Source organism: Roseateles sp. P5_E4, from assembly GCF_054049255.1.
This window is the reverse complement of record NZ_JBFUMS010000011.1, coordinates 158392-185356: the sequence shown is the minus strand read 5'-3', so window position 1 is coordinate 185356 and position 26965 is coordinate 158392. Positions and strand designations below refer to the sequence as shown.

Here is a 26965-nt window from a genome sequence, read left to right as displayed (position 1 = left end):
ACAAGCGCTTCGGGCCGACGCATGCATTGCGCGGCGTGGACCTCGAACTGAGGCCGGGCCAGGCGTTGGCCGTGATCGGCGAGAACGGCGCGGGCAAGTCGACGCTGGTCAAGATCCTCACCGGCGTCCACCAGCCCGACGAGGGCGAACTGTGGCTGGACGCCCGCCCGCTCCAACTGCCGGACACGCACGCAGCCCAGGCCGCCGGCATCGTCGCCGTGCACCAGGAGACGGTGATGTTCGACGAACTCACTGCGGCGGAGAACATCTTCATCGGCCGTCAGCCCACGCGCGGGCCAGCGGCCTTGCGCGTCGTGGACTGGGCGACGATGAACCGCCTGGCCCAGCAGGTGCTGGACGAGGTGGGCGCGGGCTTTGACGCCACGACACCGGTCCGGCAACTGAGCCTGGCGCAGCGGCACCTGATCGAGGTCGCGCGGGCCCTGTCGCACCAGGCCCGCGTCGTCATCCTGGACGAACCCACCGCCGCGCTGTCGCAGGCCGAGATCCGTGACTTCTACGGCCTCGTGCGCGGGCTGCTGGATCGCGGCGTGGCGGTGCTGTTCATCTCGCACAAGTTCGACGAACTGTTCGCGGTCTGCGACAACTACGTGGTGCTACGCGATGGTGCCTCGGTGGGCACGGGCTGCATGAAAGAGGCCACGGAGCCGGAGCTGCTGCGCCTGATGGCCGGCCGCAGCATCGAGCAGGTCTACCCGCGCGTGGACACGCAACCCGGCGCGATCGTGCTGGAGGCGCGCGACCTCAGTCACCCGACTGAGTTCGATGGCATCAGCTTTGCGCTGCGGCGTGGCGAGATCCTGGGCTTCTACGGCCTGGTCGGCGCGGGCCGCAGCGAAGTCATGATGGCCTTGATGGGCCTGAAGCCGCTGGCTCGCGGCCGCATCGCCATCGACGGGCAGGAGCGGCTCATCCGTGATCCGGCCGATGCCATCGCACTGGGGTTGGCCTATGTGCCCGAGGAGCGTCAGCGCCAGGGCGGCATTCTCGATTTCTCGGTGCGGCACAACCTCAGCCTGGCCGCGCTGGCGGGGTCCAGCCATGCCGTGAAGGGCCAGGTCTCGCGCGGGCCCTGGCTGTCCGCCTTGCGCGAAAGCGCCTGGGCGCAGCGGCTGATCGAACGGCTGAACATCAAGACCGCCAGCCAGGACACGCCGCTGTCCGGCCTCTCCGGTGGCAACCAGCAGAAGGTCGTCATCGGCAAGTGGCTGGGGCTGGACCCGCGGGTGGTGATCCTGGACGAACCCACCAAGGGCATCGACGTCGGCGCCAAGCAGGCGGTCTATCAACTGGTGGCGGAGATGGTGGAGCAAGGGCTGGCCGTGATCCTGGTGTCGTCCGAACTGCCCGAGGTGATGCACCTGGCCCACCGCGTGGTCGTCATGAAGCGTGGCCGGCAGGTGGCCGAATTCCGGCGCGGCGAGGTGGATGCAGAAACCATCGTGGCTGCGGCTTCAGGCCTGAGCAGGGCCGCCGCATGACGCGTCGCGAATGGGCGCTGGCGGCCGTCATCGTGGCCATCACCCTGGCGGTGGGCCTGCGATCTCCCGTGTTTCTCACGCCGCGCAATGTGCTGGACATCGCAAACGATTCGGCCCTGCTGGCCATCCTCGTCATCGGGCAAATGCCGGTTCTGCTCACGCGCGGCATCGACTTGTCCGTGGCGTCCAACCTGGCCCTGACGGGCATGCTGGTGGCGCTGTTTGGCAAGCTCTTTCCGGGTGCCGGCGCGCCGGTGTTGATCCTGCTGGCGCTGGCGCTGGGCGCGGCGCAGGGCGCCCTCAACGGCTGGCTGATCACGCGCTTCGAGCTGCCGCCCATCGTCGTCACGCTGGGCACCATGTCGGTCTATCGCGGCGCCATCTTCCTGGTCAGCGGCGGCGCCTGGGTCAACGACCAGGACATCCATGCGTCCATCAAGGCCCTGCCTCGTTCGGAGCTGCTGGGCCTGCCGCTGCTGGTGTGGATTGCTGCCGCTGTCGCAGCGCTGGGATGGTGGCTGCTGCGCTGGCGACGGGAAGGCCGTGACCTCTACGCCTGCGGCGGCAACTCAGCTGCGGCGCTGGTCGTGGGCATCCCGGTGCCGCAGCGCATCCGCATGGCCTACACGCTGTCTGGCGCGCTGGCCGGGCTCGCCGGCTTGCTCTGGGTCGGCCGCTATGCCATTGCTTTCACCGAACTCGCCGCTGGCTTCGAGCTCACGGTGATCGCGGCCTGCGTCATTGGTGGCATCAGCATCGGTGGGGGTGTCGGCACGGTCGGCGGTGCGCTGCTGGGCGTGCTGTTCATCGGCGTCATCAATGCGGCCCTGCCGGTCATCCACGTCTCGCCGTTCTGGCAGCAGGCGATTGCCGGCGCTGTCATCCTGGTTTCGGTGATGCTGAACTCGCGAGCACAGCGCCAGTCGGGGCAGCAGATCCTCGAAAGGCGAGCCGCATGAAAGCCTGGGGTTCCTGGGAGCGGGTGCTGACGGCGCTGATCATCGCCGTCTACGTCGGCTTCGGGCTCGGCATCGACGGCTTTGCCTCTCCGTACGCAATCGCCGACAGCACGACCAATATGTCGGAAAAGGCCCTGATCGCCATGGCCATGGCGCTGCTGATCATCGCGGGCGAGATCGACCTCTCCATCGCCGCGACGATGGCGCTGTGCTCCCTGGCCATGGGCTACGCGATGCAGGCCGGCGCAGGCCCGGCCGGCATGATCGCCGCCGCTCTGGGTTGCGGCATCGCGTGCGGCGCATTCAACGGCTGGCTGGTCACGCGCTGGCAGCTGCCCTCCATCGTCGTCACCATCGGCACGCTGTCGCTCTACCGCGGCCTGGCTCTGGTGTTGCTGGGCGACCAGGCCATCACGGGCTACCCGGAATGGTTGAGCCAGTGGGGCAACGGTACGCTGGGGGATCTTGCGGGTTGGCCGTGGCTGATCGTGCCGATCGAGTTCGGCGTCATGCTGGCCGTGGCGGTGGTGTTCATGCTGCTGCAACACCGCACGGTCCATGGCCGCCGCATCTACGCCATTGGCGCCAACCCCGTGGCTGCGCGCTTCTCGGGCATTGCGGTGCAGCGCTACCGGCTGCTGCTGTTCACGGCTGCCGGCCTGATGGCGGCGCTGGCAGCCGTGCAGCTGACCGGCCGCATCGGCAGCACGCGGCCCAACCTCGCGCTGGGCTGGGAGCTGGACGCCATCACCATCGTGATCCTTGGCGGCGTGGCCATCGAAGGCGGCCGCGGCAGCATCGTGGGCGTGCTGTTGGCGGCGGTGCTGCTGGGCGGCTTCACCTTCGCACTTGGCATGTTGAACGTCTCCGGCATGGTGATGACGACGGTCGTTGGCGGATTGCTCATCTGCGTCATGGTGCTGCCGCGCGCGAGACGAAAAGCGGCGGAGGGCTATCGGTAGGAAAGCACCAGCCCATGAATCAACCGGGCCCACCCGTCGAGCATGACGAACAACAGCAGTTTGAACGGCAGCGAAATGGTGGTCGGCGAGATCATCGACATGCCCAGCGCCAGCAGCACCGTCGCCACGATCAGGTCGACCACGACAAACACCAGGTAGAGGACAAAACCGATCTGGAAGGCCCGCGTCAATTCGCTGAGCGTGAAGCTCGGCACCATCACCAGAAAGTCGTCGGCCTGCAGTCTGTCAGCCTGTTCCTTGGGCCAGATGGCGGCGGCCGACTTCAGGAAGAACTGGCGTTCGCGCTCATGCGTGTGCTTTTGCAAGAAGGCCTTGAGCGGCGCCTTGCCGGCGTCCAGCACCGTCACCACGTCGCTCCAGCCCTCGCTCCGGGCACCGGCCTGGCGGTGACGCAGCGCGTCGGCCACTTCCATGCCCACCGGCGCCATGATGTAGACCGACAGGATGATGGCGATGCCGTTGAGCACCATGTTCGGCGGCGTCTGCTGCAGGCCGAGCGCGGTGCGCAGCAGGCCAAAGACGATGACCAGCTTGGTATAGCTGGTCACCATCATCGCGACGAAGGGCGCCACCCCGAAGGCGAGGATCAGCGCCACGAGCGTCATGGGCTCGGGCATGCCGGTGGTGTTCATCGTCAGTTCTTCAGCTCGGTGGGCGCGAACTCCGAGACGCGCACGCCCAGGCGCTCGCCCACCGCCACCAGGAAGCCTTTGCCCAGCACGTTGCCATGGGCCAGGATGCGCACCGGGCTGCGGTTCAGCGGCTGCGTGAGGTCGAACACATGGCCGGGGCCGATATTCCTCAGCTCGCCGAGTGACAGGCTCAGATGACCCACCTCGAAGCGCAGCGCCACTTCCAGCGCATCGAGCCGATCCAGCGGCAGGCCCGTCGCGTCGTCGCCCTCAGTGGCGGGGGCAAGCTCATCTCGTTTCATCGAAAGGTCTCTCCATTGCGTGACGGTGATGCGCGAGCCCTCGGCCTGCGCGATGAGTTGCCGGCCTGCAGGACCACCCAGTTCGGCCTGCACGACCAGGCCCGCGCCGGCGGCGGTCCAGTGTTCGACGCTGACGATGTCGCCCGGCCGGATGCCGCGCACCTCGGCCAGGCTCAGCACGCTGTCGCCGATGCGGAATGCCAATGGCACACGCAGTCCGTCGAAGCTTTTGCTCATGGGGCCAGCTGAGGCAGCCGGCGGGGCGGGGACCAGCTTGTCGAGCGCCGAGGGGTCCTGGAACARCACGAAGCCCTGCCAGGGCCAGGCCTGGCCATCGGTCGCCACGGTGAAGCAGGCGGCGGCCTCCAGTGGCGCCGGTGAGTCGGACTCCTCATCAGGCTCACCCGGCGACCATTCGAAATGCAGACGCAGGGCCGCTTCCAGTGCGGTGGCCAACGGCTGCAGCGCATCGGCTAGCAGCACGTAGCGCAATTCGGCTGGCAGCAGGGCATGGCTGCGCTCCTGCAGCAGCGCGGCCTGCGCGGCGAGATCCAGCATCAGCCAGCCGGTGTGTGGGCCGAGGCGGAATCGATAACGGCCAAATTCAGTGAAATCCTGGACGCTGCCGAAGCGCCACCGCAGGCGATGCCTTGCGCCCCGCAGCATCAGCTCGATGGGCGGCGCGCGGCGGTCGTAGAGACGGTTGAGAGCCAGGCAGGCGGGCGCCGGCAAGCGCATCAACGCGCTCACTTCGCTCAGATCGATCACGGCGGTAGGCATCAGCACGCGGCGAGCGTAGCCATCCACGGGGCTGGGAGGAACTACGTGAATTCGTAGCACCGCGCGCTGCGGCGGGGCGCTACGGGGACTCGTAGTGGTGCGTAAAAAAGTCACGCCATAGAGTGCTTCGCATGGCCGACCCCGCACCGAACGCACTGCAAAGACACCTGCCGCGACGCAGCGGCATGAAGGACCTGATCGCCAGCGCGGGCCGCCACAACGACCTGCTGCTGGCCGGCATGCTGGTGGCCATCGTCGCGCTGTTCGTGCTGCCGTTGCCGACGCCGCTGCTGGATTTTCTGATCGCCGCCAACCTTTCGATGAGCCTGACCCTGCTCATCGTGGCGATGTATGTGCCGTCGGCGCTGTCGCTGTCCACCTTCCCGTCGCTGCTGCTGTTCACGACGCTGTTCCGGCTGGCGCTGAACATCGCATCGACCAAGCTCATCCTGCTGCACGCCAATGCGGGTCACATCATCGACACCTTTGGCAAGCTGATCGTCGGCAACAACGTCGTGGTCGGTGGCGTGGTCTTCCTGATCATCGCCATCGTGCAGTTCATCGTCGTCGCCAAGGGCTCGGAGCGGGTGGCCGAGGTGGCGGCGCGTTTCGCGCTGGACGCCATGCCCGGTAAGCAGATGAGCATCGACGCCGACGTGCGCGCCGGCGTGCTGTCGTCGGTGCAGGCGCAAAAGCGCCGCCAGCAGCTGGAGCAGGAGTGCTCGCTGCACGGCGCGATGGACGGCGCGATGAAGTTCGTCAAGGGCGACGCCATCGCCGGCATCGTCATCGCCCTGGTCAACATCCTCGCCGGCCTGGCCATCGGCACGCTGATGCACGACATGAGCATCGGCGGCGCGCTGCAGCGCTACGCCATCCTCACCGTGGGCGACGGCATGGTGTCGCAGATCCCGTCGCTGCTGGTGTCCATCGCCTCGGGCGTGGTCATCACCCGCGTGTCGGCCGACGGCGAGCCGCACAGCGATCAATTGGCCAGCCAGATCGCTCGCCAGTTGATGGCCCATCCCCGCGCGCTGGTGATCGCGGGCCTGGCCACCGCCAGCTTCCTGCTGGTGCCCGGTTTTCCCAAGTGGGTCTTCGGCACGCTGGCGTTGGTGGTGCTGGGGGCCGGCCTGCTGACGCGCCGGCTGCTCGACAGCCGCCGCACGCCGGCCTGGATGTCCTATAGCGACGCGGACGACGATGGTGGCGAGGTGGTGCAGGGCGCCATCGCCGCACCGCTGGAGCTGCGCCTGTCCACCGGCCTGCGCGGGCGCCTGGACCGTCCCGCGCTGGACTTGCGCATGGCCGCGGCCAAGGCCCGCGTCGAGAGCGACCTGGGGCCGGTGTTCCCGCGCGTGCAGGTCGGCTGGGGCAGCGGCCTGGGCGAGAACCAGTACCAGGTGCTGGTGCAGGACGTGGTGGTCTCGCAAGGCACGCTGCGGCCGGGCAGCTGGCTGCTCGACGCGGCCGAGGCCGCCACGCCGCCGGCGGGTGCCGAGGTGGCGGAGCCCTTCGGTCCGTTCCCGCGGGTCGTGTGGGTCGATGCCGCTCCGACAGCGGTCCGCGCCTGGACCTGCGAAGACGTGCTGGGCCTGCATGTGGACCATGCGGTGCGCCGCCACATCGCCCAGCTGATCGGCCTGCAGGAGGTGCAGCGCTTGCTGCACGCGGCACAGCGCGAGGTGCCCGAGCTGGCGGCGGAAGTGGCACGCGCCGTTCCGTTGCAACGCCTGGCCGAGGTGCTGCGCCGGCTGCTGCAGGAGAACGTGCCCATCCGCAACCTGCATGCCATCTTCGAGAGCCTGGCGATCTGGGCGCCCACCGAGCCCGACGTCGTCGCGTTGACGGAGCTGGTGCGCATCGATCTCGGCCGCTTCATCACCAGCCGCCACGTCGGCGCGCGGCGCGAGTTGCACGCCATCCTGTTCGAGTCCAGCCTGATCGACCGCGTGCAGGCCGCCATCGAGCGCTCGCCGCGCGGCAACCTGCTGCTGCTCGATCCCGCGGTGGCGCAGGACGTGCGCGAACAGGTGCGCCGCATCCTCGGTGGCGCCCAGCAGCGCGTGGTGGCCATCGTGTCATCCGACACGCGGCGCTACATCAAGACGCTGATCGAGCCGGTGGCACCCCAGCTGGCAGTGCTGTCCTACCAGGAGGTCGACGAGGACGTCGCACTGCAGCCGGTGGGCTGGGTCAGCAACCCGCAGCCCCAGGCCCTCACCCCGATCGCGGAGGCGGCATGAACGCCGCGCCGGGCCGCCCCAAGCAAGTTCGCTCCCGCTCGGCGGGACAGGCCGCAGGCCGAAGGGTGCACCAATGACCCCTCAGAGCATCCTCGACATCACGCGCGAAGGACTGCTGATCGTGCTGATGGTCTCGCTGCCCATGGTGCTGGTGTCCACGCTGACCTCGCTGGTCGTGGCCGTGCTGCAGGCGGTCACGCAGATCCAGGACCAGAGCATCGGCCAATCGGTGCGCCTGATTGCAGTGCTGATCGCCCTCGTGGTGACGGCCGGCTGGCTCGGCCGCGATGTGCTGCGCTTCGCCGAGCGCGCTTTCCAAACCCTGACTTCGCTGAGCTGATGCTGCGCTTCGTCTACCTCCTGTTTTGCGCCGGCCTGGTCGCGGCATTGCTGGCCAGCCCCGCCAGGGCGGCCGACCTGCCGCGCAACGGCCGGCCCTTCCGCATGGAAGCCAACGAGAAGCCGGTAGGCGACTTCCTGCGCGAGCTGGCGGCGTCGCAGGGCGTCACGGCGGTCATCGACGGCAAGGTCGGCGGCACCATCAGCGGCCGCTTCGTCATCACCGGCAGCCAGCCCGGTGCGGTGCAGATGGTGCTGAGCAATATCTGCGCGGCCAACGGGTTGACCTGGTATTACGACGGCGCTTTCCTGTTCGTCGATCCGGCCGCCGACACGCGCAGCGAGGTGTTCACCATCGCCGGCAAGAACGCGCAGCGCATCGCCGACACGCTGGCCCGGCTCAAGATCGCCGACGCCCGCTATCCGCTGCAGATCAGCGAGGCGGATGGCAACGTCTACGTCTCGGGTCCCAAGCGCTATGTGGAGCTGGTGCGCCAGACCGTGCGGCTGATCGACCAGCGTGCGGCACGCGACGACCGTGCCGAGGTGCAGGTGTTCCCGCTGCGCTATGCCTGGGCCGCCGACTTCAAGATCAACCGCGCCGGCAAGCAGGTGTCCATTCCTGGCGTGGCGACCGTGCTGCGCAATCTGTATGGCCGCACCGGGGCGGCGCGCGCAGCGGCACCCTCGGCCGTGACCGGGCCGGTGCGGCGCACCAAGCTCGGCGTCAGCGCCGACGCCGGCGTGGCCAAGCTGTCCAGCGAGGGCAGCAGCGCGACCGAGGATGATGGTGACGGCGGTGGCCCCGAGTTCTCCAGCGGCGAACTGCCGCAGTTCCAGCCCGACACGCGGCTCAATGCGGTGCTGGTGCGCGACACGCCCGAGCGCATGGCGCGCTACGAGAAGCTGATCCAGACCATGGACGTGAGGCCGCGCCTGATCGAGATCGAGGTCACGATCATGGACATCAGCACCAACACGCTGGACAGCCTGGGCGTGGACTGGCGGCTGCACGCCCGCCACGGCGACCTGCAGATCGGCCGCGGCAACCTGCCGCCGCTGACCTTCGGCAACGCCAGCTCCGAGGCCGGCCAGGTCGTCACCGTCAACCCGCAGGGCAACCCCAGCACGCCGTTGGGCGCGCTGTTCACCGCCTCCATCGGCAACGACCTGCGCAACTACCTGCTGACCCGCGTCAGCGCGCTGGCCCAGAAGGGCAATGCCAACTTCATCGCGCGGCCCAAGGTGCTGACGCTGGACAACAACGAGGCGGTGCTGGAGAACCTCAGCGAGTTCTATGTGCGGGTCGACGGTTTCCAGGATTCGAGCCTGTACAGCGTCACGGCCGGCACCGCGGTGCGCGTGACGCCGCTGATCGTCGACGACAAGGAAGGCCGCGGCGTGCTGATGTCCATCGACATCGAGGACGGCGACGTCAGCAGCACTACCGTCGACCGCATCCCGGTCGTGCGGCGGCGCACCGTCAACACCCAGGCGCTGGTGGACGAAGGCACGAGCCTGCTGATCGCCGGCTACACCTCGGAGGAGAAGGCCAACGCGACCTCGGGCGTGCCGCTGCTGTCCAGCATCCCGGTGCTGGGCAAGCTGTTCCAGTACAGCGAGAAGAAGCAGAACAACATGGAGCGCTTCTATCTGCTGACGCCGCGCCTCGTCACGCCCGGCAGCAAACCTTCGCTGCCGGTGCAACTGGAGCCTACGCAATGAACGCGCGGGCCCACACCACCACCACGGCCGCCGTGCCGGGCTGGTGCCTGCGCTTCCTCAGTGGCGCGGTCAAGGGCCGCACCATTGCGCTCAAGCCTGGCGTCAACACGCTGGGCGCTTCGGGCGAGTGCGAGGTCATGCTGCCCGGCAGCGACGTGCTGCCGCGCCACCTGGTGTTCACGGTGGGCGAACTGGCGATGTCGCTGCAGAAGGTCGGCGCGGCCGCCGTGAGGCTTAACGGCCAGGACGTGCAGGCCCAGCGCAAGGGCGTGGTGGCGGGCGACGTGGTGTCGGTCGGCAGCATCGACTTCCAGGTCGACCGCAGCTATCCCGCGCCCGAGCACGACGACCCGGCGTCCGAGTGGGCCGAAAGCATCATGCCCGGCGACGCGCCGCCCGCCGCCCTGCTGCAGGCGCCCGCGCGCCGTGGCTCGCCCTGGCTGAGCGTGGCGGTGGTGGTGCTGGCGGTCGGCGGGGCGGCCGGCGTGCTGGCCTGGGCCGGCAGTGCGGGCAGCTCGACCCGCGCCGCCACGGTCGACCTGGCCGAGGTGGAGAAGGCGCTGAAGCCCTTCCCCGAGGTCGAAGTGGTCGCGGTGGCTGGTGGCCGCTTCAACGTGCGCGGCTACGTCGAATCGCGCCAGCGCAAGCAGGCACTGGCCGAGACCATGGCGCCTTTTGGCCGGCAGGTCAGCACCAGCGTGCACGCGGCCGAGGACATCGTCGAGCAGGCGCGCCGCTACGTGAGCGACCCCGGCATCTCGATGAGCTACGCGGGCCAGGGCCGGCTGGTGGTGGCCGGCGCGACCGAGGACGAATCGGTGCGCCAGAAGATCCGTCGCCTGGCCGACGACCTGCATCCCGCGGTGCTGGTGTCCGACCAGGTGAAGCTGCGGCCCAGGCCGCAGGTCGACCGCGCGGGCGAGCAGCAGCGCGCGCAGTGGGACGCGTGGCAGAGCGTGCTGCCGTCGCGCATGGTCAGCATCACGCAGGACGCCAGTGGCATGAGCTACATCCAGCTCGCCAATGGCAACCGCTACTACGAGGGGGCGGTGCTCAAGTCGGGCGCCGAACTCAAGCGCATCGAGGCCGATGGCCTGGTGGTGTCACCAGGCAGGGAGGGCGCGCGATGAGCACCACAGGATTTCGCACCGGAGGCCTGGCCTTCGTGCGGAATGCCTCCGTCCACGAGGACGGGGGCGATTTTTGTCATGTCATCAACCTTTGACGTTAGGAGTCAAACCATGGCCGTAGCCGCACCCGAGTCCGGACTGGACAGCAAGGCAATCCTGGAACAGAACAAGCAGCTGACCATCTTCAGCACCGTGACGTCGCAGAGCGCCCAGCGCACCGCGGCCATCACGTCGGCCAACGCCCAGCAGACCAACACGGTCCTGCAGGCGGCCAGCGACGTTCGCCAGCAGTCGCAGAAGGTCTGACCTTCCCGCGTCTCGCCGCCCCGGGCCCGGGGCGGCATTTCATCTCTGCCCCGGCGCCGGGGCGGCATTTCTCATTCATACCTTTCACCCCAGCGAGGTCATCATGGTCCAACCCGTTGATGCCATGGCCGTTGCGGTCCAGGCCAGCGCCACGGCGCCGGCCGCGATCGATCCGGCAGAGGCGAAGCAATTCGCCGGCTACATGGTTCGCCCCTCAAGCGGCGGCACCGGCTCGCTGCAATCGCTGTCCAGCGCTGCCGACCAGTTCTTCGGCCAGCGCCCCGGGGCCAGCGAGCTGATGGCCCACCGCATGGTGCCGGCGGCCGACCTGGGCGACCCGCAGACCGCTGCCGTCGAATTCGGCCGCGCGCAGATGGAGATCGTCAGGTTCAGCAACGACTCCATGACCTACTTCAGCAAGATGCATATGTGCACGGCCCTGGCCAGCGCCTGCAGCAACCAGTTCAACTCGTTGCTGAAGAACAATGGCTAGGCAACTTTGCACCGCCGCGGCCCTGGTCGTGTGCCTCGCACTGGCCGCCTGCAAGGTCGACCTGTATTCCAACCTCAACGAGCGTGAGGCCAACGAGATGCTGGCCGCCCTGACCTCGGAGAGCATCCCCGCCGAGAAGGAGGCTGCCGAGGGCGGCCTCTGGCAGCTCAAGGTCGAGGAAAGCCGCCTGCCCGCGGCCCTGGATGTGCTGCGATCGCAGGGCCTGCCGCACGACCGCTACGCCAGCATCGGCGACGTCTTCCAGAAGCAGGGCCTGGTGTCCACGCCGTCGGAAGAACGCATGCGCTACATCTATGCGGTGTCGCAGGAGCTGTCGCAGACGCTGCGCACCATCGACGGCGTGGTGGCTGCCCGCGTGCATGTGGTGATCCCGGCCAACGACCCGCTGAGCGACAAGCTCAAGCCCTCGTCGGCCGCGGTCTTCATCAAATACCGTGCGGACGTGGACCTGCGGCTGCTGGCGCCCACCGTCAAGGACATGGTGGCGCACAGCATCGAGGGCCTGTCGCACGACCAGGTCTCGCTGTCGCTGGTGGAGGCCAAGCGGCCCGGCGGTGCGGCGCTGGCCGCCGTCGACACGCCACCGCGCTATGAGGTGGCCGGCCTGTCGTTTGACCGCACCATGATCACGCTCGCTGTGCTGCTGCTGGCCGCAGTGGCCTGCCTGATCGCGCTGCCTGGCCTGCTGCGCCGCCAGGGTCTTGACTGGCGCACCTGGGCGCGGCGCCAGCTGTTGAAGCGCTGATGCGAACCTTGCAGCCCTCCGTCGAAGCGGTTCCACCGCCGGCAGCCGAGCATGGCCCGCTCGACATGCTGCGCCTGGCGCTGCGCCAGGGCTTGCACCCCGAGGAGGGGCTGCACCCCAGCTGGCTGCCGCCCGATTGGCCGGTGCGCCACCGCAGCACCTCGCGCTTCGGGCCTGCCGGCCGCGCCGTGCTTGGCCAACTGCTGCGCGCCCGCGGCCTGGCCGACGAGACCGTGGACCTGCAGTTCGATTCCCAGCTCAAGCGCGTGGACCTGATGGACGCCACCTCGCTGCGGCTGCTGGCCATCTACTGTGGCTTCGCGGCGCACAAGCCGCTGTTCGGCCTGCGGGGTGGCCTGGGTCAGCAGGTGCGGCGCCAGGCGCTGCGCGTGGCCGACGACGCGGTCGACTTCGTGCTCGACCGCGTACCGCAACTCACCCACATCCGCGTCGACATGCAGCGGCTGCAAGAGCACCCTCATGCGGCCGGCCATGTGATGGTGCAGCGCGGCTACCGGCTGCTGACGGGCGCGCTGCTGCCCGAGGGGGCTGCGGTGCTGCAGCGCATCCGGCTCAAGTTGCCGCAGCGCGTGAGCCGCTTGCGCGTGCCACCGCTGCAGCCGCGCCAGCTCGAACAACTCAGGGAGCTGATGCTGCTGTGCATCGTCCCGGAAAGACTGCCGCAATGGGACTGGCTTTTCTGATCACGACCGACAACCTCCAACTGCTCAGCGAGCGCAAGGTGCTGAAGGAGGCCGAGTACGCCGCGCTGCTGGACGCCTCGGCCGTGGTGGAGGCCGCGCGGCAGGAGGCACGTCGCATCGAGCAGCAGGCCCGGCAGCAGGCCGAGGACAGCCGCCGCCAGGGCCATGAGCAGGGGCTGGAGGCGGCGCGCGCCGAGTACGCCCAGCAGCTGGTGGGCGAGGCCCTGGCCGCACAGCGCCAGCTGCAGGCACTGCGCGCGGCGATGGCGCAGATCGTCGCCCAGGCCGTGCGGCAGTTCCTGGGCGAGGCCGATCCGGCGGCGCTGCTGGAGACTGCGCTGCGCCGCGTCGACACCTTGGTACGCCACGAGCCCTTCGTCATGCTGCGCGTGGCGCCTGCGCAGGAGGAGCACGTGCGCACGGCGCTGCGGCAGCTCGGTGGCGAGCTGCCCTGGGCCCAGGCGCTGGCCGTGGTGGCCGACCCGGCCCTGCCGGCCCAGGCCTGCGTGCTGCAGACGCCCTCGGGCACGCTGCAGATCGGTGTTGATGCGCAGCTCGACGCGTTTCGCGCCGCGGTGGAGCGCAGCGGGTTGCTGCAGCCCACGGAGCAGGGCTGATGGACGAGCTGGCCACGCAAAGCATCGTCGACGACCTGTCGCGCGCCTTCGGCCACCTGCCCACCGTGGGCGTGCGCGGCCGCGTCAGCAAGGCGGTGGGCATGCTGATCGACGCTACCGGCATCCAGGCTCATGTGGGCGAACTCTGCGAGCTGCGCACGCCGGGCGAGCCGCCGCTGCTGGCGGAGGTGGTGGGCTTCCAGAAGCAGGTGGCCATCCTGACGCCGCTGGGGCCGACCACCGGCATCTCCGCGCTGACCGAGGTGGTGCCTTCAGGCCGTGGCCATGTCTGCCCCGTCGGGCCGGGCTTGCTCGGCCGGGTGCTCGACGCGATGGGCGAGCCCATGGACGGCAAGGGCCCGCTGAAGGCAATGGCGCGCATGCCGGTCCAGCGCGCACCGGTGAACCCGCTGGCACGCCGCATGGTGGCTGAGCCGCTGGTCACCGGCATCCGTGCCATCGACGGCCTGCTGACGCTGGGTGAGGGCCAGCGCGTGGGCGTGTTTTCGCCGCCCGGCGTGGGCAAGAGCACGCTGCTGGGCATGCTGGCGCGCGGCTCCACGGCCGACGTCAACGTGGTGGCGCTGATCGGCGAGCGTGGCCGCGAGGTGAAGGAGTTCATCGAGAACAGCCTTGGCGCCGAAGGCATGGCCCGCACGGTGATGGTGGTGTCCACCTCCGACCGGCCGCCGATGGAGCGCATCAAGTCGGCCTATGTGGCCACCACCATCGCCGAGCATTTCCGCGACCAGGGGCAGAAGGTGCTGCTGCTGGTGGACTCGCTGACGCGCTTTGCGCGCGCCCAGCGCGAGATCGGCCTGGCCAGCGGCGAGCCGCCCACGCGGCGCAGCTACCCGCCGTCGATCTTCTCGATGCTGCCGCAACTGCTGGAGCGCGCGGGGCAGGGCGAGCGCGGCTCCATCACCGCCGTGTATTCGGTACTGACCGAGGGCGAGGACGACAGTGACCCCATCGCCGAGGAGGTTCGCTCCATCCTGGACGGCCACATCGTGCTGTCGCGCAAGCTCGCCGCGGCCAACCACTACCCCGCCATCGATGTGCTGGCCAGCGTGAGCCGCGTGATGTCGGCCGTGGCGTCGCCCGAGCATGCGCAGGCGGCCGGGCGCCTGCGCTCCCTGATGGCCAAGTACCAGGAGCTGGAGCTGCTGATCCAGATCGGCGAGTACCGCCAGGGCGCCGAAGCGCTGGCCGACCTGGCGGTGCAGCGCCGGGCGGCGACGCAGCAGTTCCTCGCGCAGAAGCCCGGCGACCGCCAAGCCTTCGAGCAGACACTGGCGGCGCTGCGGCGGCTCGCCGAGGGCGTGTGACATGGCCATCGCCTGGAAGCTGCTGGCCGACGTGCGCGAGCGCCACCAGCGCAGCGCGCTGCAGGTGGTGGGGCGTGACCAGCGGGCGCTGCAGGCCTGCGAGGCGAGGGCGCAAGAGGCCGAGCAGCAATGGCTGCAGCAGCACCAGGCCAAGGCGCAGCACTGGCAGTCCACTGTGGTGGCCGTGGGCGAGGGCGGCTGCAGCGTGGCGCAGATGCGCCAGGCGGGAGCCTGGAGCCGCGCGCTCGACAGGCGCATCGTGACGGCCGGTGCGGCCGCCGTACAGGCGCAGGTCGTGGTGGCGCAGGCTGCAGGGCTGCTCGACGCGAGCCGCGCGCAGCTGCGCCGCGCCAGCGCCGAGCTGGAGAAGGCCAGGCAGATGCAGCAGCGCGCCCAGGCCGAGCAACGTGCGCAGCAGGAGCGCCGGCAGGACGAGGCGACCGAGGAAGCGTCGGTGCAGATGTGGTCGGCGGCGCGGCGGGCCTGATGGACGAGTCCGCCTTCCTCCATCCCGAGCAGCTGCTCGCTTCCATCGCGCTGACCATGCCGCGGCTGTTCGCCGTGTTCGCTGTCACGCCTTTCCTGTCGCCCAACGTCATCACCGGCATGTCGCGCAATTCGCTGATGCTGATGCTGGCGCTGTTCATGTCGCCGCTGGCGGGCGTGATGCCGGCGCTGTCGGCGACGATGTGGGTCGCCATCGCCGCCAAGGAGGCGCTGATCGGCGTGATGCTGGGCCTGGGCTTCGGCATCTTCTTCTGGGCCATCCAGAGCGTGGGTGACCTGATCGACTTCCAGACCGGCAGCGGCAACGCCGCCTTCTTCGACCCCGTCGCGGGGCATGACAACGGCCCCACAGGCGAATTCCTCGGCTGGGTCGTCATCAACCTCTTCGTGTCGGCGGGCGGCATGCTGGCGCTGGTGGGCGCGGTGGTGGACTCCTACCGGCTGTGGCCGGTGGCCGATTTCTTTCCGGACCTGAGCCGCGTGATCGAGGCCTTCGCCATCCGCCAGGGCGACACCCTCTTCACCTGGATCGTCAAGCTGGCCGCGCCGGTCATCCTGGTGCTGATGCTGGTGGAGCTGGGCGCCGGCCTGCTGCAGCGCGTGGCGCCGCAGCTCAATGTGTTCCAGAGCACGCAGTCGCTCAAGGGCCTGCTGGCCGCGCTGATGATGATGATGTTCATGTATGTGCTGTGGGATTCCCTGCAGCAGTTCCTGCGGCCCGACAACGGCGTGCTCGAGTTCCTGCGCTCTTCCATGAGGCCCCGCAGTGGCTGAGAAGGATCAGGCTCCGACGTCCAAGAAGCTGCGCGACGCACGCAAGCGGGGCGAGGTGGTGTTCAGCCACGACGTGGCGTCCAGCGCCGTCTTCCTGTTCGCCGTGCTGGCCTTGTGGCTGGCCGGCGCCACGATCTTCGGCCTGTGGCGCGAGTTGTGGCTGCACGCCACCAGCGAGCGCCTGTTCATCGCACCGGACGACGGCGTGCCGGCGCTGCTGCTGCACGCCGGGCGCGTGCTGGTGGCCACGATGCTGGGCCTGGGCGCGATGGCGGCGGCGGGCGGCTTCGTCGGTTCGTTCGCGCAGGTGGGGGGGCTGCTGGCCTGGGAGCGCATCAAGCCTGACGTGAACCGGCTCAACCCGGCACAGGGTTTCCAGAAGATCTTCTCGACGCGCAACCTCATCAACCTGCTGAAGATGATGGTCAAGACGGCGCTGCTCGCATCGGTGATGTGGCTGGTGATCCGCGGTTGCCTCGATACCGCGCTGAAGCTCGGCTATGCGACGCCGTCGGCCGCGATGAGCGTCGGCGCCAGCCTCGTGCTGCAGAGCTTCGCCTGGGCGGGGCTCGTCTATGCACTGATGGCGGGCGTGGACTACGCGCACACGCGCTACGAGTTCATCAAGGGCCTGCGCATGTCCATCGACGAGGTGAGGCGCGAGCACAAGGACGCCGAGGGCGACCCGCTGAACCGTTCGCGCCGGCGCAGCGCCCACTTCGAGGCCGTGTACGCGAGTCTGGCGGACCGCGTGCGCATGGCCTCGGCCGTCATCCATTCGCAGCGCGTGGCGGTGGCCCTGCAGTACCTCGGCGAGCACGACCTGCCGCGCGTGCTGGTGCGCGGCGAGGCCGAGCTGGCCGCACAGATTCGCCGCGTGGCCAGCGAGGCGCTGATTCCGATGGCCTTCGACCCGCAACTGGCCGAGCTGCTGTACGACGAGGTGCCGCAGGACCGCCCCATCCCGCGCTCGCTGTATGCGCCGGTGGCCCGGCTGCTGCAGTGGGCCCAGGGGGATAACTAGGGCCTGTTAACGCTATGGCAATGGGTCGCGTTGTCGCCAAAAAGGCCGCGAGCAAGGCGCAAAGCGGAGCCGGGTTGGGCACCCGGCGAGCATTGGCAACGCCGCACGCGGCCTTTTTGGCGACAACCCTTCGGGAAGGCCCATTGCCATAGCGTTAGCAGGCCCGCGCTACGTGGACTCGTAGTTGCGAGGGCGACACCCCTGCAACTACTGTTGATCGCCGGGCAGGAATGCACATCAGGCCCATCCGCCATAGACAAGGAGAGAGTGAATGCTTGACGCCGTAGGGTCCAGTTCTTTCGTCGGCCGGGACGACGCCGCACAGGCCGAAGAAGCGCGTCGCCGCGCCGAGGAGGCTGCACGCCGCGCTGCCGAAGAAGCGCGTCGCCGCGCCGAGGAAGCCCGTCGCCGCGCCGAAGAAGCCAAGCGCCAGGCCGAAGCCGCACGCAAGGCTGCCGAGGAAGCGCAAGCCAAGGCGGAGCAGACCCGGGCCCAACAGGACCAGGAGAAGGCCGCGAAGCTGAAGGACGAACACAAGGCCAAGCAAGCCGATGCGCTCAAGGCCGAAGCCCAGGCCGTGTTCAAGGAGAAGGAGCACGGCCTCGCCAAGGCCAGGCTGAAGGACGCGCAGGACAACCGCGCGCCGGCCGCGCCGTCGGCCGCCACCCAGGAAGCGCAGAAGCAGGTCGACAAGGCCAGGGCGACCTACGCCTTCTACGATCCATTGGCAGCCGCGCCCCTCTTCAACAGCGGTTCGCCCTTCATCAACGGACTGGGGCCGCTGCGCGCCACGCCTCCGCTCGGTGGCAACAACCCGCTGTCGCCCGGGCTGGAGCCCTTGCAGTCAAAGCCACCCCTGGGCAGCAACCCGCCACCGTTCCTGCAGCCCATGCAGGGCGTGCCGGTCGCCAAGCATGACGTCGACGGTTATGCCCAGCAGATCCGGGACGTCTACGCCCAGTCGGGCGCCGCCACCGCTGCCCAACAGCTCGCGCAGGCGATGGGGGACACGAGCCTGAGCCCCGAGCAGCGCAAGCAGCTGATGGCCAAGGCCCAGCCGGTGGTCAGCAAGCTTGCCGAGACGGCGGGCCAGGAGGCGCGCCACACCGACCTGCAGGCCGACGGCCAGGCCGGCAAGACCACGGGCATCGACGACAAGGCGGAGTACCACGCGTTGGTCGACGACCTGGCCACGGCGGCCGATGCCGCCGGCGACCCGGCGCAGGCGCGGCAACTCGCGCGCACGTTGCTGGATCACCTCGCCGCACCAGCCAAGCCAGGCGGTGGTGCCGACGGGCTCGACCTGTTCGGCGATGCCCTGCGCGCGCACAACGTCGGCAAGGGAGCGCTGCACGACGCGGTGCTGTTTGCCTTGCAATCGCCGCAGAACGCGCCGGCGGGCTCGGTGCTGGCGGCGCCGCCCGACGCGCTGGCCTCCACGGTGCGGCTGATCGCTGGCGTGCCGGAGCCGGCGGGCGTGGCAGGTGCGTCGCCCACCGACCTGGCGGCGATGAAGACCTACACGGACGACGAGATCGACCTGTCCCACGAGCTGCTGCTGGACGCGCGCAAGAAGGAAGCGGAGCTCGCCAAGTACAAGCCCGGCAGCGAGGACTACGAGAAGGCGGCCCAGGCCTACCGCAGCGCCGCCAACCTGACGATCCGGGAACGCGCCAAGAGCGAGCAGGCCATCGCGGCGGAGCTGCGCCAGACCTACAAGGCCGACGCGAAGAACGCGGTGGCCACCGAGGATGCGGCGCACGAGATCGCCAAGCGCTTCCGCGACGACCCCGAGGCGCAGATGGTGGTCGACGCTGCATTGAAGACGGTCAAGACCGAGAACGCCCAGCAGCGCGACACCGGCAACAAGCTCTACGAGTTCCACCGCGCGACCGACCAGGTCACGACGCTGCAGGCGCAGCTCAACGCGACCGGCCACACCGACGAGGGCGCCTACAAGACGGCCCTGGCTGACTACGAGACCAAGCGCAATGCCGTGATGGAGACCCTGGGGCACGAGATCTCGTTGGCCACCGCCGGGGAGCCGGACGGCGCCGCGCGCGACAAGGCGATCGACGATGCCGCGATGGGCCTGGTCGACCGCTACCTGGGTGACGAAGACCTGACCCGCATGGCCGCAGCGGCGCGCATCATCAGCCACACCGAGAGCGCCAGCGGCACGACCAACCAGATGCTCGCCCTCGGCAAGGCGATGCCGGCCGACACCAGCCTGCAGATCCGCGAGCTGGTGATGTCGGACCCGGGCGTGAAGAAGCTCGTCGACAGCTATGTGAACGAATCGGCCCAGGCCGTCACCGACGCCTACGACAAGGGCGTCAAGGACTACAAGGACGAGTACGGGGACACCTACCGGCGGGACAAGAACTATGCGGCGCCCGCCACGGCGGCCACGCGCAAGTTGATGGAGCTGACCGACCCGGCCAAGCATCCCGAACTCACGCCCGAGATCACGGCGCGCATCGTCAACAAGCTCTTCGGTCCGGACGGGAACGGCACCCTGGACAAGGTGATCGACGACGTCTCGCTGCATGGCGACCACTCCGCGGAGCTGATGACGATCGACGGCACGCCTGAGGATTTCAAGTCCTTCCGCGGCATGGACAACGACATGCTGATGGGCTACGGCCTGAAGGACTTCGACGAGATCATCGGCGGTGTCAGCACGGTCATCGACCGCGCCGCGGCCGGCTCGCATCCGACTGGCAACAGCGCGGACGGCAAGCCGGTGATGGCCTGGGAATCCGACGAAGTGCAGAAGGCTGTCGAGTCTGCCGGGCAGTCCTTCACGATGAACATCGTCGAGAACTGGGGGCCGCAGCAGGGGCGTCTCAATGGCGGCTTCCAGCGCGCCATCGCCAACGGTTCAGGGGCGACGCTGGCTCTGGAGACGGCCAGGCAGGAAAAAGACTTCCAGTTCAAGATGGATTGGGGCCCGGCCGGCGGGCATGAGGTCGACCTCGCGAAGGAAACCCTGCAAAGCACCGCCAAGGGCTTGGACGACCTGAAGAAAAACTCGCGCCAGCTGTTCGAAGACAAGCACAAGGACATGGCCGCGCTTGAAGTGCCGCAGCTGCGCTTCGGCAAGCTGATGACCGAGGAGCAGCAGCAGAAAGCGCTGCAGGCCGTGATCAAGCAGCACCCCGACTTCGCCAAGGCCTTCGAGGACGGCAAGCGCACCCTGGACGCGCGCGGCTACCAGCTGCTGCGCGACACCGAGATGGTCACCTTCTATGGCCAGGACGACAGGCTGGGCAAGCAGGACGGCTACAGCCAGGTGGACGACAAGCGCAAGGCGCTGCTGGACGACGACTACACCAAGACCATGCTGATGGGCAGCGATGCCGCCTCGACCCGCATCAAGGAGCAGGCGGTGCATTCGTCGCTGAACTGGATGCGCGACGCCGGCATCACACCGCCTGCGGCTGCAGGGGTGGTGCCGGTGAACCTGTACCTGCAGTGGACCGGCGACTTTGCCGAGAACGCCATCGAGAACAACAAGCTCAAGGGGGTCTACGGTGCTGGCTATGGGCGGCTGGGCAACCATGGCCCGGCGGCGGCAGCGAGCTGGGGCGCGGTGGGCGTCACGCAGCTGTGGTTCACGGACTACCTCTATCACAACCTCAAGTTCGACTCGAGCGAGTCCTGGCGCAAGCCGGTGCTGCTGGGGCTGGTGGGGGGCTTCGCGGGCATCAAGGTGCTCGAGGCCGGCGCCGCGCTGGCGCACAAGGGCGCGCAGGCATTGCCGCCGAGCATGCAGAGGGTTCTCAACGACACCAGGGGCCTGCCGAGCCTCAGCACGATCGAGCGCGGCAGCGAGTTCACCCGCACCGCCGAATGGAAGTCCATCGGCTTCTTCGGCCTGCTGCATGCCGACGCTGCGGTGTGGGACGCGAGCCGGGTGAACAGCGAGATCAACAACTTCGTCGACGGCAAGCCGGTGGACCAGCGCAACTTCTGGACCGCCACCGTCAACCTGTCCAACGACGTTGCGATCTCGACGCTCGAGTTCAAGGGGGCCTGGAACCTGCTGAAGGACCCGCTGGTCACCACCGAGGAGGCCAAGCGGATCGCCGCACAGGGTGGCGCGGCTGTGACGCGCGATGGGCCGATCAAGGCGGCGCAGCTGGCTATCGAGGGCGCCGTCAACAAGTACGCGCTCGGCCGTTTCGGCTTGAAGGCGGTGATGACGCCGGCGAACATCTACGAGGCTGTCGGCAAGTTCATGGCCAAGAAGCTCCCCTTCATGGAGGCCGGCCCTGCAGGTTGGCTGGCCACCATGGCCTGGACGGCGACCGACCTGGTCAACTGGTACGGCAATGAGCAGAAGATCCACAAGCAGCTGGAATCGGTGGATCGAGACTTCCTCTCCGCCGCCGGCATGTCGCCCGGCGCTGCTGACAATCTTGCCGACCGCGACCTGCTGAAGGCCAACTTCAACCGTTGGCTCAGCGGCGAGTCGCTGGCCGAGGGGCTGCTGGATGCCTACAGCGATGCCAAGGGCGACCCCGACAAGTTCGTGGACTGGGTCAACGAGCTGCAGCGCACGGGTCGGCTGGAGCAGGTACGCCAGGCGTCCGAATACGACACCGACAAGCAGGCGCCGGAGCACTACGAGGCCTTCCTGGCCCTGCCCGAGGACCCGACCAAGGTGGACCTGTCCTATTCGAGTGTGGCCTACAACGGCAGCAAGAAGCGCTTCGAGGATCCGATGACGCAGACCTACTACCGCGGTGGCAGCTGGGTCTACGACAAGGACATCGCGGCCGCACCCGGCGCCGCCAAGGTCAACGACCCCAACAAGGCGCACTACTTCATCGACTACAACCCGAAGTCGCGCGAGATCCATTGCATGGCCGACGTCAACATCCGGCTGTCTGCCCGTGGGGGTGAGGGCTTGAAGAACTGGCTGCAGGCGCATGGCATGGCGCCGCCGCCCCTGCCCAAGCCCGATGACACGCCGCCCGCACCGGTGGACACGTCGAAGACCGCACGCGGCAACACCTACACCGTGAAGGCGGACGAGAGCGTCTGGAGCATCGCCGGCAATGATCCCAAGGTCGTGGAGTGGATCTATGGCCACAACCTGTGGCTCAACGACCGCATGGAAAGCGACAAGCGCCCCATCAACGCGCGCGGCGGCCAGAACCCCAACTACATCGAAGTGGGCGATGTGCTGGTGCTTCCCGATGGGTATCACGCACCGAAGGCGTGATGTGCACCCGTGCCGCTTCGGCACGGCGTTGCGCCACCGCGTTCAGCCGTCGGCGCAACGGCCCCGTGCGGGCCGCCGTCAGGGCTCAGGCGGCGTGAGGCGCCGGCCCCAGCGCGGCCTGCATCAGCTGCAGGCGGTTGCGCACGCCGAAGCGCTTGCGCAGCTGGCGCATGTGGTAATCGACGTTGTGCAACGAGAGGTCGAGTTGCGCGGCGATGAGCTTGTCGGGCAGGCCGCGCGCCAGCCGCGCCAGGATCTCGTTCTGCAGCGGCGTCAGCGCGCCGGCGGCGCTGCGCAGGCCGTCCGCTTGCGGTGCCAGCGTATAGCGGCTGTAGAACTCGTGCAGGCACAGGGCCAGGGTCAGGACCTGGCCCAGCACCGCATCGGTCATCCAGTCGCGGCCCGGTCGTTTCGAGATCAGGCTGATGATGTGCCGATCACGGCCCGGCAAGCTCGGCAGGCCCATCATCACGCCGCTGCCGGCACCGGTGGCGCGCAGGTCGTCGAAGAAGCGCTGGCGCAGGCCCTGCAGGTAGGAAGGCGTCTCGGCCTCGGCTTGCAGCTCGTCCAGCGTCCACATGACCGGCAGGCCGGATTCGGGCACGCGCTGCAACCGCGGGTCGACCAGGTGATAGGTCTCGGCGAAGTAGCGTTCCGTCCAGGCGGGATCCGCGTAGGTCGTGCAGAACGACCGCGGCACGGGGCGGTCTCCCGCCTGGCTGAAACAGCCGTAGCCCAGCCATTCAAAGCCGAGCGACTGCAGCAGCGCCTTCACCGAGCGTTGGCGCAGCTCGGGTGTCTCTGCCGCCATCAGCGCGACGAGCAGCGCCGGCTGCAGCCGCGGCTGGGTCAGGTCTCGTTGCAACCCTGGCGGCTCGTCGTGCAGCAATACCGGCGTGGTGCCGTTCGCTCCGGGCGGAAGCGGATGGTCGCCACGGCCGAACGCCGCTCCCAAAGACATCAACATTCCCATGCCAAACACCTCGGCTGCGCATCAGTTCCAGATACCGCATAAGGCGAGAAACGCGGAGCGACCGGCTCATGGCGTTTCAGCTGGATACGCTTTAGTCGCAGCGCTGCAGTGACTGCGACACGACGGCCGGCGTGGTGTCGGTCCGGCCAATGCCGTTGCGGCTCTGCACGTCGCGCAGGATGACCAGGCTGCGTCGCCACGCGGCGCATGCTCGGGCGTTCTGGTGGCCGGCGGCAAGCGCCTGGCCCAGCAGGTAGTGGGCCACGCCCTGCTTGTAGCGTGTGTTCAGGTCGCGCAATGAGCCTTCTGGCAGGCTGTTGTAGCCCTCCACCGCCCGCTGCGCCGCTGCTACGGCGGCCGCCGCATCGCCGTTGGCCAGCAGCGCCTTGCTCATCGAACCGGTGACGATGGCCACCTCGGCGCGCAGTTGTGCGTTGCTGGGGTCCCGGCCGCTCAGTTCGGACAGGATCTGGACCGCCTGCCGGTAGGCGTTGGCCGCGTCACGTGGCTGCTTGGCGCGCATCAGGGCCGCGGCCAGATTGGCGTGGTGGGCCGCGAAATTGCGCTGCAGGCGCGCATCATCGCCATGCCTTTGCACGACCGGCCCCTGCAGCTCGAGGGCGCGCCGGAACGCCGCGATGGCCAGCTGCACCGTCGCAGCCTCCTCATCGCGTTCGAAGTAGTAGGTGCCTTCTTCCAGGTAGGTGGTGGCCAGGCCGGATGTGGCCGTCTCATCGCCAGGCCGGCTAGCGAGGATGGCCAGATACAGGCGCCGGGCGGTTGCCAGGCTCTTGAAGAAGGGCTCCACCTTGTCAACGAAACGCTGGACCTGCGCGAGCTGGGAATGCATCGCGGCATGGGTGGTCTGCAGATCGGGATCCAGCTGGCCATGTGCGGCCAACGTGTCCATCAGCTCGACCCCCTGGGCCACCAGTGACTCCGCCGCGGCGTCGTCATCCTGGGAGGCCAGCAGCGTGCCCTTGCGCTGATACAGCTGGGCGAGCGTGGCCGCGGCATGGGCCTGGCTCGGCTCGGCGACCCGCGGGTTGCCGACGAGGTTCTTCACCAGCGCGATGCCGCGGTCGTAGCTGTCGCGCGCGCTCTTCGGGTCACCGAGGTTGGCCGAGTACGGGCGGCCCTGGATGTCGCCGATGTTGCGGTAGCCGCCGGCCAGCTCGATCTGCAGCTCAGCGTCCCCGGCGGCTTCGGCGCTCAAATGCCGCAGCGAGTCGAGCGCGTTCTGCACGACCATCCGCCGCGCCGCCGTGCCCCCTGGCAGCGGCGCGATGGCCTTCTGAAGGTCGCGCAGCATGAGGGTGGCCAGCTTGCGGACGTCGGCGAAGTGCTGCTCCGCACGGGCCTTCTGCCGGCGCGCTTCGTAGGCCTCATAGGCCGCCACGGTGGAGGCGGCCACGAGAACCAGCAGGGACGCAGAGAGCGCCACACGGTGGCGCCGCAGGAAGAGGCCGATGCGGTAGCGCCGCGCATGGGGCCGAGCCTGCACCGCGAGGCCTTGCAGGTGCCGGGAGAGATCGTCAGCCAGTTCCGCCGCGTTGGCATAGCGCTGCGCCGGCGACTTGTGCAGGGCTTTCATCACCACCGCATCTAGGCCACCGCGCAGCTGCCGCCTGAGTGTGCCGGCACCGGTCAGGCTGGCATCGACGGCCCGGCTTGGCCAAGGCGGGCCGTCTTCGAGGATGGCCTGGCCCGGCGAGACGTCGCCGACGCCGCGAGCATAGGGACTCGTCCGGGCGAGCAACCGATACAGCACCACGCCCAGCGAGAAGACGTCGCTCGCCGGCGTGACCGGCTCGCCGCGGATCTGCTCGGGGCTGGCGTATTCGGGCGTCAGGATGCGGTGGATTCCATCCGTGTGCTGGTTGTCGGCCTGCACCGGATGCAGCTGCTCGGCGATGCCGAAGTCCAGCAACTTGACCGTGCCATCGCCGCGCACATGGATGTTGCTCGGCTTCAGATCGCGGTGCACCACGCCGCGTCCGTGCAGATAACCCACCACCTGGCAGACGGTGACAAAGAGCCGCAGCCGATCTTCCACGCCAAGCCCGCGACCGTCGCAGTAGGTGTCGATGGCGTCGCCTTGAACGAGTTCCATGACAAACCACGGCGCGCCGTCGCCCGTGACGCCGGCGTCGATCAGTTTGGCGAGGTTGGGATGGTCGAGCGAGGCCAGGATGCGCCGCTCGGCCCAGAACGGTTCCAGGGCAACGGCCTGGTCGGCATCCGCCCTCATCACCTTGACCGCCACCTGCTGCTCGTACTGGCCGTCAGCGCGCTCACCGAGGTACACCTCGCCCATGCCGCCGCGGGCAATCAGCGACACGAGCCGATAGGCACCCAGTGTTCGCCCAACCCATGTCCCGGTCGCGCGCTGCCCCAGCGCCTCGAGCATGAATTCAGCGGGCGGCGCATCCAGGGGACTTGCCACAGCGCCGGCGGCTTCAAGCAGGTCTTCGACTTCGCGCATCAACGTCGAGTCGCCGGCGCTGGCATGCCGCACGAAAGCCTTGCGCTCGCTCGCCGGACGCTCCATGGCGTCGGCCACGACTGCCTTGGCCCGTTGCCACAGCTCGGCTTCCATCGATGCGCTCAATGCCGTTGCCTCCCGGGACGGCAGTGCAAGCTCATGCCGGCGCGACAGCGGAAAGAACTTCCCGGCGCGAGGCGACAGCAGCAGGCCGCGCCATTTCGCGCAGCAGCCAGGCCCGCGCCGTCACCCATTCCCGCTTCACCGTGGCCGGAGAAATGCCCAGCGTCTCGGCGGTCTCGTCGATGCTGAGCCCGCCGAAGTAGCGCAGCTCAACGACCTGGTTCTGCTGCGGGTCGAGGCGTTCCAGCCGTTGCAGGCACTGGTCAAGCGTGAGGATGTTGAGTGCCAGCTCGCCCGCCTGGATCGATTGGTCCCAATCCGTGGGCAACTCATGAAGTTCCTCCAGGCTCACGGCGATCTGGCCGCCGCCTCGCTTGCCTGTCTGGCGTGCGCGGGCATGGTCGACCAGGATGTGGCGCATCAGCTTGGAGACCAGCGCAAACAGCTGCGAGCGCGACTTCCACTGCACTTCGCTTTCCTTGGCCAGACGCAGGAAGGCTTCGTGGACCAGGCCAGTGCCCTGGAGGGTGTGGCCTGAGCGCTCGCCCCGCAGATGGCGGCGCGCGAGATGACGCAGATCGTCATACACAAGCGGAATCAGGCGCTCGAACGCCTGGCCGTCGCCGTCGGACCACTGTCGAAGCAACTGCGTTACCGGGCCGTGGGCCATCTCGTCAACGGGTCCGCTCGTCATGATGCAACTTGCTCCTTGCTCAAACTGCTCGGGGTGCGCAGCCTACGTCTGCAAACGGCGATTGATGCACCGTTTTTTGGCAGCAGCCTCATTTCAGGGACATTGAAATCGCTTACACGCCGGTGGTGTGCAATGGGCAGCGCTCTGCCTCTCTCGTCCCTGGACATGCCACGCCGCTGGACTGAAGACCCGGCGCTGGCATGCCGGTGATCAGCGATGAAGCGCTTTTGCTAGCTCAACCATCGCTTCTGCAACCGGCGTCCGGCCGAAGCGGTCCTTCGTCTCATGTTCACCGCTGGCGTCTGGGTGCCCGGGCGGAAGAGGTCGTAGGCGGGACGAT

The 26965-nt window shown here is 68.5% G+C and carries 22 protein-coding genes; 17 read left to right on the top strand and 5 right to left on the bottom strand.

The window, feature by feature from the left end:
* The first annotated feature begins 35 nt into the window (after positions 1 to 35).
* The 3 genes from ACXJLH_RS21465 to ACXJLH_RS21455 are packed head-to-tail and all read left to right on the top strand — an operon-like array spanning position 36 to position 3423.
* Complete coding sequence (locus tag ACXJLH_RS21465) at positions 36 to 1502, top strand: sugar ABC transporter ATP-binding protein (protein ID WP_457446117.1); 1467 nt, start codon at positions 36 to 38, stop codon at positions 1500 to 1502.
* Positions 1499 to 2461 (top strand): ABC transporter permease, encoded by a 963-nt coding sequence (locus ACXJLH_RS21460; protein WP_457446115.1) that lies wholly within the window; start codon positions 1499 to 1501, stop codon positions 2459 to 2461. Before ACXJLH_RS21465 ends, ACXJLH_RS21460 begins: the two co-directional genes overlap by 4 nt.
* The gene (locus ACXJLH_RS21455) at positions 2458 to 3423 is read left to right on the top strand and encodes an ABC transporter permease (protein ID WP_457446113.1); all 966 of its coding nucleotides are present in this window, start codon (positions 2458 to 2460) and stop codon (positions 3421 to 3423) included. The genes ACXJLH_RS21460 and ACXJLH_RS21455 overlap by 4 nt, the downstream gene beginning before the upstream one ends.
* Here ACXJLH_RS21455 and sctR read toward each other — a convergent pair.
* The gene (gene sctR, locus ACXJLH_RS21450; RefSeq protein ID WP_457446112.1) at positions 3414 to 4076 is read right to left on the bottom strand and encodes a type III secretion system export apparatus subunit SctR; all 663 of its coding nucleotides are present in this window, start codon (positions 4074 to 4076) and stop codon (positions 3414 to 3416) included. The genes ACXJLH_RS21455 and sctR overlap by 10 nt on opposite strands.
* Before the next feature lie 2 nt (positions 4077 to 4078).
* On the bottom strand, positions 4079 to 5158 hold the full coding sequence (gene sctQ, locus ACXJLH_RS21445) for a type III secretion system cytoplasmic ring protein SctQ (RefSeq protein WP_457446186.1): 1080 nt from the start codon (positions 5156 to 5158) through the stop codon (positions 4079 to 4081).
* Between the two features lie 131 nt (positions 5159 to 5289).
* Here sctQ and sctV point away from each other — a divergent pair, with 131 nt between their 5' ends.
* The 14 genes from sctV to ACXJLH_RS21375 all read left to right on the top strand — a co-directional run bounded on the left by sctV (position 5290) and on the right by ACXJLH_RS21375 (position 22350).
* The gene (gene sctV / locus ACXJLH_RS21440; RefSeq protein ID WP_457446110.1) at positions 5290 to 7404 is read left to right on the top strand and encodes a type III secretion system export apparatus subunit SctV; all 2115 of its coding nucleotides are present in this window, start codon (positions 5290 to 5292) and stop codon (positions 7402 to 7404) included.
* Positions 7405 to 7477: 73 nt separating this feature from the next.
* Positions 7478 to 7744, top strand: a complete 267-nt coding sequence (sctS, locus tag ACXJLH_RS21435; protein ID WP_457355492.1) for a type III secretion system export apparatus subunit SctS — start codon at positions 7478 to 7480, stop codon at positions 7742 to 7744.
* On the top strand, positions 7744 to 9468 hold the full coding sequence (sctC, locus tag ACXJLH_RS21430; RefSeq protein WP_457446108.1) for a type III secretion system outer membrane ring subunit SctC: 1725 nt from the start codon (positions 7744 to 7746) through the stop codon (positions 9466 to 9468). Before sctS ends, sctC begins: the two co-directional genes overlap by 1 nt.
* The gene (locus ACXJLH_RS21425; RefSeq protein WP_457446106.1) at positions 9465 to 10598 is read left to right on the top strand and encodes an FHA domain-containing protein; all 1134 of its coding nucleotides are present in this window, start codon (positions 9465 to 9467) and stop codon (positions 10596 to 10598) included. Before sctC ends, ACXJLH_RS21425 begins: the two co-directional genes overlap by 4 nt.
* A gap of 111 nt (positions 10599 to 10709) precedes the next feature.
* Complete coding sequence (locus ACXJLH_RS21420; RefSeq protein WP_056193332.1) at positions 10710 to 10904, top strand: hypothetical protein; 195 nt, start codon at positions 10710 to 10712, stop codon at positions 10902 to 10904.
* Between the two features lie 103 nt (positions 10905 to 11007).
* Entirely contained in the window at positions 11008 to 11397 is a 390-nt protein-coding gene (locus tag ACXJLH_RS21415; protein WP_457321805.1) for a hypothetical protein, read from the top strand.
* On the top strand, positions 11390 to 12163 hold the full coding sequence (gene sctJ, locus ACXJLH_RS21410) for a type III secretion system inner membrane ring lipoprotein SctJ (protein WP_457446104.1): 774 nt from the start codon (positions 11390 to 11392) through the stop codon (positions 12161 to 12163). Before ACXJLH_RS21415 ends, sctJ begins: the two co-directional genes overlap by 8 nt.
* Positions 12163 to 12867 carry a SctK family type III secretion system sorting platform protein gene (locus ACXJLH_RS21405; protein ID WP_457446102.1) on the top strand — a complete coding sequence of 235 codons (705 nt, stop codon included), beginning with the start codon at positions 12163 to 12165 and terminating at the stop codon, positions 12865 to 12867. The genes sctJ and ACXJLH_RS21405 overlap by 1 nt, the downstream gene beginning before the upstream one ends.
* Positions 12849 to 13484, top strand: coding sequence for a type III secretion system stator protein SctL (gene sctL / locus ACXJLH_RS21400; protein WP_457446100.1), 636 nt, complete (start codon positions 12849 to 12851; stop codon positions 13482 to 13484). Before ACXJLH_RS21405 ends, sctL begins: the two co-directional genes overlap by 19 nt.
* Complete coding sequence (gene sctN, locus ACXJLH_RS21395; RefSeq protein ID WP_457446098.1) at positions 13484 to 14812, top strand: type III secretion system ATPase SctN; 1329 nt, start codon at positions 13484 to 13486, stop codon at positions 14810 to 14812. Before sctL ends, sctN begins: the two co-directional genes overlap by 1 nt.
* A gap of 1 nt (position 14813) precedes the next feature.
* Positions 14814 to 15299: a serine kinase gene (locus tag ACXJLH_RS21390; protein WP_457446097.1), complete on the top strand. Its 486-nt coding sequence runs from the start codon at positions 14814 to 14816 to the stop codon at positions 15297 to 15299.
* Positions 15299 to 16093, top strand: a complete 795-nt coding sequence (sctT, locus tag ACXJLH_RS21385) for a type III secretion system export apparatus subunit SctT (protein WP_457446095.1) — start codon at positions 15299 to 15301, stop codon at positions 16091 to 16093. The genes ACXJLH_RS21390 and sctT overlap by 1 nt, the downstream gene beginning before the upstream one ends.
* On the top strand, positions 16086 to 17117 hold the full coding sequence (locus tag ACXJLH_RS21380; protein WP_457446093.1) for an EscU/YscU/HrcU family type III secretion system export apparatus switch protein: 1032 nt from the start codon (positions 16086 to 16088) through the stop codon (positions 17115 to 17117). The genes sctT and ACXJLH_RS21380 overlap by 8 nt, the downstream gene beginning before the upstream one ends.
* Before the next feature lie 271 nt (positions 17118 to 17388).
* Positions 17389 to 22350 carry a cell envelope integrity protein TolA gene (locus ACXJLH_RS21375; protein WP_457446092.1) on the top strand — a complete coding sequence of 1654 codons (4962 nt, stop codon included), beginning with the start codon at positions 17389 to 17391 and terminating at the stop codon, positions 22348 to 22350.
* Positions 22351 to 22435: 85 nt separating this feature from the next.
* On the opposite strand, the gene ACXJLH_RS21370 is transcribed toward ACXJLH_RS21375, so the two are convergent.
* The 3 genes from ACXJLH_RS21370 to ACXJLH_RS21360 form a co-directional block, all read right to left on the bottom strand.
* The gene (locus tag ACXJLH_RS21370; protein ID WP_162247741.1) at positions 22436 to 23311 is read right to left on the bottom strand and encodes a helix-turn-helix transcriptional regulator; all 876 of its coding nucleotides are present in this window, start codon (positions 23309 to 23311) and stop codon (positions 22436 to 22438) included.
* A gap of 103 nt (positions 23312 to 23414) precedes the next feature.
* Positions 23415 to 25922 (bottom strand): serine/threonine protein kinase, encoded by a 2508-nt coding sequence (locus ACXJLH_RS21365; RefSeq protein ID WP_056193362.1) that lies wholly within the window; start codon positions 25920 to 25922, stop codon positions 23415 to 23417.
* Between the two features lie 43 nt (positions 25923 to 25965).
* Positions 25966 to 26601 carry a sigma-70 family RNA polymerase sigma factor gene (locus ACXJLH_RS21360; RefSeq protein WP_457326022.1) on the bottom strand — a complete coding sequence of 212 codons (636 nt, stop codon included), beginning with the start codon at positions 26599 to 26601 and terminating at the stop codon, positions 25966 to 25968.
* Positions 26602 to 26965: the final 364 nt, after the last annotated feature.

Excerpts from the sequence above, each read along its gene's own strand:
- sctL (WP_457446100.1), top strand. The coding sequence starts at position 12,849 with ATGGGACTGGCTTTTCTGATCACGACCGACAACCTCCAACTGCTCAGC.
- ACXJLH_RS21365 (WP_056193362.1), bottom strand. The coding sequence starts at position 25,922 with ATGGAAGCCGAGCTGTGGCAACGGGCCAAGGCAGTCGTGGCCGACGCC.
- sctV (WP_457446110.1), top strand. The coding sequence starts at position 5,290 with ATGGCCGACCCCGCACCGAACGCACTGCAAAGACACCTGCCGCGACGC.
- sctS (WP_457355492.1), top strand. The coding sequence starts at position 7,478 with ATGACCCCTCAGAGCATCCTCGACATCACGCGCGAAGGACTGCTGATC.
- ACXJLH_RS21415 (WP_457321805.1), top strand. The coding sequence starts at position 11,008 with ATGGTCCAACCCGTTGATGCCATGGCCGTTGCGGTCCAGGCCAGCGCC.
- ACXJLH_RS21390 (WP_457446097.1), top strand. The coding sequence starts at position 14,814 with ATGGCCATCGCCTGGAAGCTGCTGGCCGACGTGCGCGAGCGCCACCAG.
- ACXJLH_RS21405 (WP_457446102.1), top strand. The coding sequence starts at position 12,163 with ATGCGAACCTTGCAGCCCTCCGTCGAAGCGGTTCCACCGCCGGCAGCC.
- ACXJLH_RS21375 (WP_457446092.1), top strand. The coding sequence starts at position 17,389 with ATGCTTGACGCCGTAGGGTCCAGTTCTTTCGTCGGCCGGGACGACGCC.
- sctR (WP_457446112.1), bottom strand. The coding sequence starts at position 4,076 with ATGAACACCACCGGCATGCCCGAGCCCATGACGCTCGTGGCGCTGATC.
- ACXJLH_RS21425 (WP_457446106.1), top strand. The coding sequence starts at position 9,465 with ATGAACGCGCGGGCCCACACCACCACCACGGCCGCCGTGCCGGGCTGG.
- sctC (WP_457446108.1), top strand. The coding sequence starts at position 7,744 with ATGCTGCGCTTCGTCTACCTCCTGTTTTGCGCCGGCCTGGTCGCGGCA.
- ACXJLH_RS21360 (WP_457326022.1), bottom strand. The coding sequence starts at position 26,601 with ATGGCCCACGGCCCGGTAACGCAGTTGCTTCGACAGTGGTCCGACGGC.
- sctJ (WP_457446104.1), top strand. The coding sequence starts at position 11,390 with ATGGCTAGGCAACTTTGCACCGCCGCGGCCCTGGTCGTGTGCCTCGCA.
- ACXJLH_RS21420 (WP_056193332.1), top strand. The coding sequence starts at position 10,710 with ATGGCCGTAGCCGCACCCGAGTCCGGACTGGACAGCAAGGCAATCCTG.
- ACXJLH_RS21455 (WP_457446113.1), top strand. The coding sequence starts at position 2,458 with ATGAAAGCCTGGGGTTCCTGGGAGCGGGTGCTGACGGCGCTGATCATC.
- sctT (WP_457446095.1), top strand. The coding sequence starts at position 15,299 with ATGGACGAGTCCGCCTTCCTCCATCCCGAGCAGCTGCTCGCTTCCATC.
- ACXJLH_RS21460 (WP_457446115.1), top strand. The coding sequence starts at position 1,499 with ATGACGCGTCGCGAATGGGCGCTGGCGGCCGTCATCGTGGCCATCACC.
- sctN (WP_457446098.1), top strand. The coding sequence starts at position 13,484 with ATGGACGAGCTGGCCACGCAAAGCATCGTCGACGACCTGTCGCGCGCC.
- ACXJLH_RS21370 (WP_162247741.1), bottom strand. The coding sequence starts at position 23,311 with ATGTCTTTGGGAGCGGCGTTCGGCCGTGGCGACCATCCGCTTCCGCCC.